The organism is Streptococcus halichoeri (assembly GCF_009870755.1).
Classification (GTDB): domain Bacteria; phylum Bacillota; class Bacilli; order Lactobacillales; family Streptococcaceae; genus Streptococcus; species Streptococcus halichoeri.
The window spans coordinates 1-8,311 of record NZ_WLZU01000042.1 but is presented as its reverse complement, the minus strand read 5'-3'; the positions used below and the strand labels follow the sequence as shown (position 1 = coordinate 8,311).

The window sequence follows — 8,311 nt, the reverse complement described above, 5'->3', positions numbered from 1 at the left end:
GCATTTAATTGGAAGAAAGGGCATCAGTGAATATTGTTGACCAATTGTTAAGACAAGGAAAGTCATTATTATCTCCCTTTGGACTATAACAAATTGGACAACAATATTAACTACGGGAATGATTCTAGAATGATTCAATTAGAAAATGTCAGTAAACAGTTTGGCGAGCAACCCTTATTTTCACACCTTTCCCTGACACTTGAGTCTGGCAAAGTCTATGCCCTTATTGGTCCAAGTGGAAGCGGTAAAACGACCCTGATGAATATCATGGCTAAATTAGAATCTTACGAGGGAAAGATCTTCTACCGCGAAAAAGAATTAAGCAAGTACAAATCAAGTGATTTCTTCCGTTATGAATTAGGCTATCTCTTTCAACATTTTGGTCTGATAGAAAATCAAACGATTGAAGCCAACTTAAAATTAGGTTTGATAGGGCAAAAATTAAGCAAATCAGAACAACAGCAAAAAGAAAAAGCAGCTCTAGAAAGTGTCGGACTGCCTTATCTTCATTTAAAAAAACGCATCTTTGAGTTGTCTGGTGGAGAGGCCCAGCGCGTTGCCTTAGCTAAAGTCATCTTGAAAAATCCACCTTTTATCTTGGCTGATGAGCCGACAGCTTCAATTGACCCGGCAACGTCAAAACTAATTATGGAAATACTCTTATCTTTAAAAAATAAAAACCGATTGATTATTATCGCTACTCATAATCCTGCTATCTGGGAAATGGCTGACACCATTATTACTATGCCTAAGCAATAAAAAGTTACTGATTTATGGACTAATTTTGCATTACCAGGAGGTCAAATGCAATAAAAAATGGAACATAAGTCAAGAAAAAACAGTTTGGATCCCCAAAACTTTACAACTAAACACTTCATCGTCTGACATCTAAAAAGAGATGATACAACTTGGGCTCTATAATTTCTGTAGTGGGTGCAGCCAGCGCAGGGATGATAGAGCCCTATCTGCTATCTAAGGCACGGCCTCAAAAACCTTACTGTTTTAAGTATAACGGCGGGCCGGGCCGCGGGCAAAGAACGAAACTGGCACGTCCGCTAGAACTCTGACTTTTAATCCTACCGTTTAGTTTTTAAAGGTAACAACGTTTGATTTAAGAAGGTTTGTGTTTTGACAATTACGTTAAAAGCCAACTTCTTTGGGGGTTTTAGTGATTTGATAGTACCTGAATGACTAGAACCTTAATCATGCTTTCTTTTTCTATTGATTTTTGAACAACTATTTTTAGAGTCATTCTTTTAAAAATAATATTTTTTAAAAATGCACCCTAAACAGACCACATCTTTTTACATATGTGTGGTTTCTTGATATAATAGATTACAATTACGATTTAGAAAAGGTGAGCATATGAAAAAATTAATGACAACTAGTCTCGTTTTACTATCAACTGTAACCCTAACAGCTTGTTCTGATGGTAGTTCCAGTAAAAAAATTTCTAAGGATAAAGCAACTGATATTGCTTTAAAAGATGCCAAATTAACCAAAAAAGAAGCATCTCATTTCCAAATAAAATCTGATAAAGAAGACGGTAAAGCAACTTATGAGATTGATTTTGACACAGACAAAAAAGAGTATGATTATACTGTAGATGCTGAAACTGGAAAAATTTTAGAGAAATCAACCGATAACAAAGGGTTATCAGCAACTAAAGACCTGACCAAGGATACTATTTCGCAAGATAAGGCTAAAAGTATCGCTTTAGAAGATGCTGCTATAAAAGAAAAAGATACCTCAATGATGTCTATTGAAAAAGACATGGATGGTACTACTAGTACTTATGAGATTAAATTCACAGCACACAACAACGAATACGACTATACGATAAATGCTAAAACCGGTGACATTATAGAAAAATCAACCGAAAACTAACATGTCTTTTAAAAACAAAGGCAAATAAAAAGGCAAGGCCGAAAAACCTTGTCTTTATTAGTATACCGGCGGCCGGGGTCGAACCGGCACGTCCGTGAGGACACTGGATTTTGAGTGCTACCAAGCCCTTTTTTAAGTTAACAAATGTTGATTTAATAAGGTTTGTGTTTTGGAAATCAAGTTAAAAACTACGTAATTTTGAGATTTTAGTGATTTTAAAGGGACTATTCAAATGAAGGAGAGTAATGCTATTTATCAAATTACTTTGATGTCGTCATATCATCAATCAACTTCTTCTACCAATGTAAATAATGTTATTATTATTTTGTGAAATAAGTTCTTTAATTTTTTTTGAGTCAATTTCAGTTGTACAGTTAATTAACTTATCATAATTATCTTGACTTACTTTTGTAAGTTCATATTCAGTTTCCTTTTTATTGACTTCAAGCTGTTTTTGAGAATTTAAAACAAAGAACAAACATCCTAGCAGTATGACTAGGACAAAGAACCAGTAGTAAAAAGCTTTTCGCTGATTCTCAAAACCACCTATACTAGATTCAATATATTTAAAGATTATCCATGAAATAACTATTAATAATAAAGGAACACCGAAACTCAAAAAAGTTAACTTAGGAACTCCAACTAAAATAATATTAATTACTGTTACTATAGCAAATATTAAATAAAATGGTAAATTTTTTTTCCACATTCTAATCCCCCTATTCTAAACTAATATATATTACAGTTTATTACATGAAAGCATTGTTCTCCATGCATTTATTCCAATAATAGCACCACCACCCAATGTGGTAGGTACAGTGGCTACCACGAATGGCATTGAATAAGCATTCACAACACAGTTCCATTGTTTAGGGGTTAACCAAATATTAGCACCAGTTGGTCTTCCTTGAGAGTAACCACAATTTCTTGGAGATAGCTTCCCAACTTTAACTAATTCCATACAACTTCCTCTATCTCTAAAAACAGTTCCGGGAAGTGAGGAAATTCCTTGAGCAGTTTGAGGTTCATACACTTTCGTATCAGCTGAAATTGCAGTTCCAGACAATATTACTGTAGGAAGTAGAGTTAAAATTAATAAAAACTTAACAAAATATTTTTTCATAGACTATCCTTTCTCTACTTAAGATTAACAACTTTTCAAATATATTATATCACCATGTTTTGTAAGCGGATTCAAATTTGATGTATTATAATCTTAATTTATTTATTCTAAATATTGAATGTTTAAACTTTAAATGAGTATATATTAGCAAAAGTGGTTCGCAAATTATTAATATTATAATAATTACTAGCATTTCACTCATTAAATAATCTTTTCAAAATTATTGATCAGATAGAAGTTCTTTTAAAGACACTCGCTTTATCTCTTCTTGATAAGAATATCCAAATATTGGATCATAATCGTCAAGACTGTCACTAATACTCTCTTTTAACTCATTAACCTTATTATTAAAATAATTATCTAGTTTAATTTTTATGATATTGCGATTTTCCTTGTCACTGATAGCAAGTTCACCACCTAGTATGAAATTTAAATCTTCTGAGCTTAAAAATTCTTTCTCTAATTCAAACCTAACGATTTTATATAAACGTGCCATTAAATTTACATTATTTATGGCATTAGAATAATATGGATTAGTTTCAGCTTTTTCTAGAATATATCCTGCAAGAAGACGATCCTCTATTTTTTTATTATTTCCAACCATCTCATCCAATGTCATATCTAGCGCCGATGCTATGAGTACCATATGCACCTAACGAAGTGGAAACTTTTGGAACATTTGATTATGAAGTTTTCATTGAAGATAACAAAGCAGATTTTTCTAAACGCTATGCCGTTGCTAAAAGAGAAAAATCAGACGAAAGTCTAGATAAAGTCTTTCAAGAAATCATTAATGGGAATCTGACAGAAGATGATATCTTTGCGGACAAAGAATTAACTTTTCTTTGGTCTTATAATCAAACAAGACTTGATGAAGCTTTTAGAGCTTATGGCAAGATTGCTTCTAAACGAACCTTAAGGGAGTTAGAGAATGGAGGCTTTAAGCCTACTATTATTTATATACATGGATCTTCTGGCATTGGCAAAACGACTCTAGCACTTGAAATGATTGAGGAGATTATTAAAAGAGCTAAAGAAGAGGGTCTCAACTGGAAAATGTACAGTGCTGGTGCTAAGAATATTTTTGATGAGTATTTTGGTGAAGAAGTTATTCTCTTAGATGACCCAAGGTCTGATAGCTTATTGCCAGCAGACTGGTTAAAACTCTTAGATCCTTTAAACAAGTCTTACCTATCCGCACGTTATAAGAATAAACTGGTCATTGGTCGTCTAATTGTGATTACTAATTATCAGTCCCTGAAGTCTTTCTTTGGAAAGATTCAAAATAAGGATTTAAACCAGTATATCAGACGGTTTAATAACGTCCTAGAGATTTCAAAGAAAAAAGGGAATCACGACAAAGAAACAGATAGATTTTACAATCTATCAGAAATTAAAGAATTGAACTATAGAGATTATTACCAAACAGGATATAATCAAGAGATTCAATTACACTTTGGCGAGGAAGATATCTATTGCACTGACAATAAAGCAGATTTTATTAATCGTGTTTTAGATGAGCATATTCTTCCTCGCATATTACCACAAATAAAAAAGCGTCCCCAAAATCCCGCTAGAGAAAAAGGAAACGCTTAGGACAAGCCGAGGAGCTGGAACTCCTCAACCTGTCCTTAATTATACCATAGTTATTAAGGAGAATACACATGATAGCAACCGTAACAAAAGATGATTTAGTAGCCTTAGGTTTTTCAGAAGGAACATCCCGTTCCATTATACGTAAGGGAAAACGCCTCCTCGTTCAACGTGGTTTCTATGTTTATGATAATAAACCTATTGGAACTATACCTGCAACAATTGCGGAGGAATTATTAGATTTAAAACTAACTTCCAAGGTATAAAGCTATGGCAATACGTAAAACAAAGAATGGTGGATGGATTGTCGACGTCAGTAATGGCGTTGATCCCATTACCTTAAGTCAACGAAGGATTGTCAGAAAAGGCTTTAAAACAAAAAAAGAAGCAATTGAGGCTGAACAGTATATTCGTGGTGTGGAATTAAAATCAAAAGTTTCAAATGGACGAATCACTATCGACATGTTATATCAATTACTCAAACAAGAAGATGTTATCAATCATAAAAAGCAAAGTTATATCAATACTCAAGATAATAATCATAATCGACATATAAAAGATTACTTTTCAAAAGTAAAAGACGTCAGTAAACTAGATTATGATGATGTCTATAAGTATAGAGAATACTTACGAAATACAATTGCCCAAAATAGTAATGAGCCACTTAATCCAAATACAATTAATAAAATAATGGTACTTCTCAAGAAGATACTTGATATCGGTATCAAAAAAGGTTATTACACAAATAACCCTGTTAAAATGTTAAAGAAACTTCCAATTGCAAAAGCTCAACTCAATTATTGGTCAATCGAAGAATTTAAAGAGTTTCTAAATTTGTTTGAACCAGAGGAATATAATTATCAATTATTATTTACTTGCCTGTTCTTTACTGGAATGCGACTTGGCGAAGCCTTAGCATTAACGTGGAATGATATTGACTTCACAACACAAACAATTCACATTACAAAATCAATATATATTAGCAAAGGTATTAGTTATATATCAACAACTAAAACCAAAGCAGGAATGAGACGTATCACAATACATAAAAAAACTAAATGACGAGTTAATAGATTGGAAAAAGACTCAATATAAACAGCTTAACAATTTTATTACTGGTGATATAAATGAATTACAGATATTTCAGAACTCCCCAATGGTGATCACTAAGAATACTACTGAGAAGTTTTATAAAAAGGTATTAAAAAGGGATCCTAACCTTAAAAGAATTAGGATCCATGATTTCCGTCACTCACACGCCTCTTTACTTATTAATCAAGGTGAAGATTATTTCGTAGCAAAAGAACGCTTAGGGCATGCTTCTATCACTACTACAATTGACACCTATTCACATTTATACCCGTCTAAACAGAAGAGTTTGGCGGATAAATTAGATAATCTTATTTAAAGTAAGGAAATTCCTTGCTTTAATTTTTTGTTTAATTAGAAACCCAAAAGCAAAAAACTATTCCTATTTTTTCCATAAAATTATTGTTTTTATGTAACCAAAGGCATTATTTATTCGTTATACTAATGAAGAAAGGTTAATAAAATAATGAAAGGAGGTCAAATGTCAATTTTAGATGACTATGAAAAAGAATTATTAGACATTTCACATCAAATAATAGCTTATCTTATTAAATCTGGTGTTGATCCTAACCAAGCACAGGACATTACTCAAGACGTCTTTTTACAAATATTAGAATCTGAACCTTCCCTTCCGTTTAATAAAATAAAGGCTTGGATGTATCGAACTGCAATTAGAAGATATATTGATCTGTATCGAAGAGATAAACGCTATTACGAAATTTTACAAGAAGAATTTTTTACTGAAAATAATCTCAATTACAATGAAATAGACAATTTTTTTGAACTACACGAAGCAATGTTACACTTGAAAAAAGAAGACCAATATCTGATAGACCTATATTACTTTCAGGGATTTTCCATTAAAGAAATATCTCAAATAAATGGACAACTACAAAGCACCATTAAGGTAAAACTTATGCGTACTAGAAGAACTTTAAAAAAATATTTAGAAAAGGATAATTTAAAACATGACAAAAAATAAGTTTAGCGATCCGCTGGCAGAATTAGCAAAAAAAAGAAAAAGAGCTACATTAGTTAAAACAGTCCTAATTGCTTTGATAACAGTACTATTAGTTCTCGGAATAACTTTTAAAGGACTGACATATTTCACTTCTAAAAATGGTCAAAAAGCTTATCGTAGCTTTGAGCTGCTTTCTGAGGTAGCATATCCAAATATTTCCTATGATAGCCTATATTATCATCCAAGTGGTCAATTCACTGGTAAAGTACATGCTGATAGGTATAAAGATATTAATGGTGTACAAATTCCATATTCAAGTTTTGAAGAGAATTATAGTATATCGGGTACTTTTGGTACAAGTGCGGATGAAACATCGGCAAATAATAATCTATTTGACCGAGGTACTAGACAAAAAGTTCCTCAATTCTATAATACAAAAGTAAAATACGATAAAGGAGAAGTTAAATCAACTCCTAACAATGAACTGAAATATATAAATAGTTTAAATAATGAACTCGTTGAAGTAGCAATAACTTTTGATAAATCCTATAGTTATAAAGAAATAAAAGCAATGATCCCAAATAACCTAAAACAAAATTGGTTATGGATAGGTACACAAACAACCCTAGATACGTCTTATTGGCCTACTAAATACCAATTTGGTACAAGCCCTGAAATTTTAAATACTCCACAAATATTCGTAAACAATATAAAGGAAAACTTAAAAGTGAATTCCGAAATATATTATAAGAACGTAAATATCTTATCAGATCTCAAAAACTATTCTAAAAAATATGAGAATACAAGTAGTGGAGATAAACTCGAGTTTTCAGGCATAATAGTGACGGGTAAAGCTGAAAACTTTAAACAACTTGAAGAGAAAAATTGGATATACGCTTCAAGTATAGGTGCTACTATTGAAAATAAACCCTATTATCATTTAGATAAAAAATAAGTAGGTTATAAAAGTCTTCACTAAAAGTTTGAAATAAAAACAGAAAAAAATATTCATAAGTAATTTTTAGTAACTTGAGGAGATATATAATCAAATAAATACAAAAAGACAAGGTCTAGAAACCTTGTCTTTTTGTATACCGGCGGCCGGGGTCGAACCGGCACGTCCGTGAGGACACTGGATTTTGAGTCCAGCGCGTCTGCCAATTCCGCCACGCCGGCTTTAAATATAAAATTTAAACTGGGGTAGCTGGATTCGAACCAACGCATGAGGGAGTCAAAGTCCCTTGCCTTACCGCTTGGCTATACCCCAATAAAATAGGCGAGTGATGGGAATCGAACCCACGAATGTCAGAGCCACAATCTGATGTGTTAACCACTTCACCACACCCGCCATATTTTAACACGGGCAGTAGGAATCGAACCCACACTGAAGGTTTTGGAGACCTTAGTTCTACCTTTAAACTATGCCCGTTAAGGATGGAAAGAGAGGGATTCGAACCCCCGAACCCGAAGGAGCGGATTTACAGTCCGCCGCGTTTAGCCTCTTCGCTATCTTTCCTCTTATTAAATTGTTATGGCGCGAGACGGAATCGAACCGCCGACACATGGAGCTTCAATCCATTGCTCTACCAACTGAGCTACCGAGCCAACTATAAGTATTATCTCTAATACTCTATATTGCGGGAGCAGGATTTGAACCT

The 8,311-nt window shown here is 33.0% G+C and carries 8 protein-coding genes, 6 tRNA genes and 2 pseudogenes; 7 read left to right on the top strand and 9 right to left on the bottom strand.

The annotated features are described in order from the left end of the window. The first annotated feature begins 129 nt into the window (after positions 1-129). Both GWD08_RS08355 and GWD08_RS08350 read left to right on the top strand, forming a co-directional pair. A complete protein-coding gene (locus GWD08_RS08355; protein WP_159565215.1) occupies positions 130-759 on the top strand; it encodes a putative bacteriocin export ABC transporter in 630 nt (209 codons plus the stop codon). A gap of 606 nt (positions 760-1,365) precedes the next feature. Continuing rightward, a complete protein-coding gene (locus GWD08_RS08350) occupies positions 1,366-1,887 on the top strand; it encodes a PepSY domain-containing protein (protein ID WP_159565213.1) in 522 nt (173 codons plus the stop codon). Positions 1,888-2,173: 286 nt separating this feature from the next. Here GWD08_RS08350 and GWD08_RS08345 read toward each other — a convergent pair whose 3' ends face one another. The 3 genes from GWD08_RS08345 to GWD08_RS08335 form a co-directional block, all read right to left on the bottom strand. Next, positions 2,174-2,596: a hypothetical protein gene (locus GWD08_RS08345; RefSeq protein WP_159565211.1), complete on the bottom strand. Its 423-nt coding sequence runs from the start codon at positions 2,594-2,596 to the stop codon at positions 2,174-2,176. Positions 2,597-2,626: 30 nt separating this feature from the next. Then, positions 2,627-3,010 (bottom strand): hypothetical protein, encoded by a 384-nt coding sequence (locus GWD08_RS08340; RefSeq protein WP_159565209.1) that lies wholly within the window; start codon positions 3,008-3,010, stop codon positions 2,627-2,629. Between the two features lie 220 nt (positions 3,011-3,230). Beyond that, entirely contained in the window at positions 3,231-3,656 is a 426-nt protein-coding gene (locus tag GWD08_RS08335) for a hypothetical protein (RefSeq protein WP_159565207.1), read from the bottom strand. Between GWD08_RS08335 and GWD08_RS08330 the strand changes: the two are divergent. From GWD08_RS08330 to GWD08_RS08310, 5 genes and pseudogenes are all read left to right on the top strand, one after another. Next, positions 3,656-4,606, top strand: a pseudogene (locus tag GWD08_RS08330) (Rep family protein); the annotation flags it as partial. The gene GWD08_RS08335 and the pseudogene GWD08_RS08330 sit on opposite strands and share 1 nt — an antisense overlap. A gap of 68 nt (positions 4,607-4,674) precedes the next feature. Next, positions 4,675-4,869 (top strand): DUF3173 family protein, encoded by a 195-nt coding sequence (locus tag GWD08_RS08325; RefSeq protein ID WP_159565205.1) that lies wholly within the window; start codon positions 4,675-4,677, stop codon positions 4,867-4,869. Between the two features lie 4 nt (positions 4,870-4,873). After that, positions 4,874-6,011 (top strand): annotated as a pseudogene (locus tag GWD08_RS08320) (tyrosine-type recombinase/integrase). 162 nt (positions 6,012-6,173) lie between these two features. Continuing rightward, the gene (locus GWD08_RS08315) at positions 6,174-6,674 is read left to right on the top strand and encodes an RNA polymerase sigma factor (protein WP_159565203.1); all 501 of its coding nucleotides are present in this window, start codon (positions 6,174-6,176) and stop codon (positions 6,672-6,674) included. Next, the gene (locus GWD08_RS08310; protein ID WP_159565201.1) at positions 6,661-7,608 is read left to right on the top strand and encodes a sigma factor regulator N-terminal domain-containing protein; all 948 of its coding nucleotides are present in this window, start codon (positions 6,661-6,663) and stop codon (positions 7,606-7,608) included. The genes GWD08_RS08315 and GWD08_RS08310 overlap by 14 nt, the downstream gene beginning before the upstream one ends. A gap of 137 nt (positions 7,609-7,745) precedes the next feature. Here GWD08_RS08310 and GWD08_RS08305 read toward each other — a convergent pair. The 6 genes from GWD08_RS08305 to GWD08_RS08280 form a co-directional block, all read right to left on the bottom strand. Beyond that, positions 7,746-7,829, bottom strand: a tRNA-Leu gene (locus GWD08_RS08305). 19 nt (positions 7,830-7,848) lie between these two features. Continuing rightward, positions 7,849-7,920: transfer RNA gene (locus tag GWD08_RS08300), tRNA-Gln, on the bottom strand. Positions 7,921-7,928: 8 nt separating this feature from the next. Continuing rightward, positions 7,929-8,001 (bottom strand) — tRNA-His (locus tag GWD08_RS08295). 10 nt (positions 8,002-8,011) lie between these two features. Beyond that, positions 8,012-8,082 (bottom strand) — tRNA-Trp (locus GWD08_RS08290). Between the two features lie 6 nt (positions 8,083-8,088). After that, a tRNA-Tyr gene (locus GWD08_RS08285) sits at positions 8,089-8,169 on the bottom strand. A 16-nt stretch (positions 8,170-8,185) separates the two neighbouring features. After that, a tRNA-Phe gene (locus GWD08_RS08280) sits at positions 8,186-8,258 on the bottom strand. Between the last annotated feature and the right edge of the window lie 53 nt (positions 8,259-8,311).

What these genes read in the sequence shown, in the direction of transcription:
- GWD08_RS08340 (WP_159565209.1), bottom strand. Translation starts at nt 3,010, where the DNA reads ATGAAAAAATATTTTGTTAAGTTTTTATTAATTTTAACTCTACTTCCT.
- GWD08_RS08325 (WP_159565205.1), top strand. Translation starts at nt 4,675, where the DNA reads ATGATAGCAACCGTAACAAAAGATGATTTAGTAGCCTTAGGTTTTTCA.
- GWD08_RS08350 (WP_159565213.1), top strand. Translation starts at nt 1,366, where the DNA reads ATGAAAAAATTAATGACAACTAGTCTCGTTTTACTATCAACTGTAACC.
- GWD08_RS08345 (WP_159565211.1), bottom strand. Translation starts at nt 2,596, where the DNA reads ATGTGGAAAAAAAATTTACCATTTTATTTAATATTTGCTATAGTAACA.
- GWD08_RS08310 (WP_159565201.1), top strand. Translation starts at nt 6,661, where the DNA reads ATGACAAAAAATAAGTTTAGCGATCCGCTGGCAGAATTAGCAAAAAAA.
- GWD08_RS08315 (WP_159565203.1), top strand. Translation starts at nt 6,174, where the DNA reads ATGTCAATTTTAGATGACTATGAAAAAGAATTATTAGACATTTCACAT.
- GWD08_RS08355 (WP_159565215.1), top strand. Translation starts at nt 130, where the DNA reads ATGATTCAATTAGAAAATGTCAGTAAACAGTTTGGCGAGCAACCCTTA.
- GWD08_RS08335 (WP_159565207.1), bottom strand. Translation starts at nt 3,656, where the DNA reads ATGGTACTCATAGCATCGGCGCTAGATATGACATTGGATGAGATGGTT.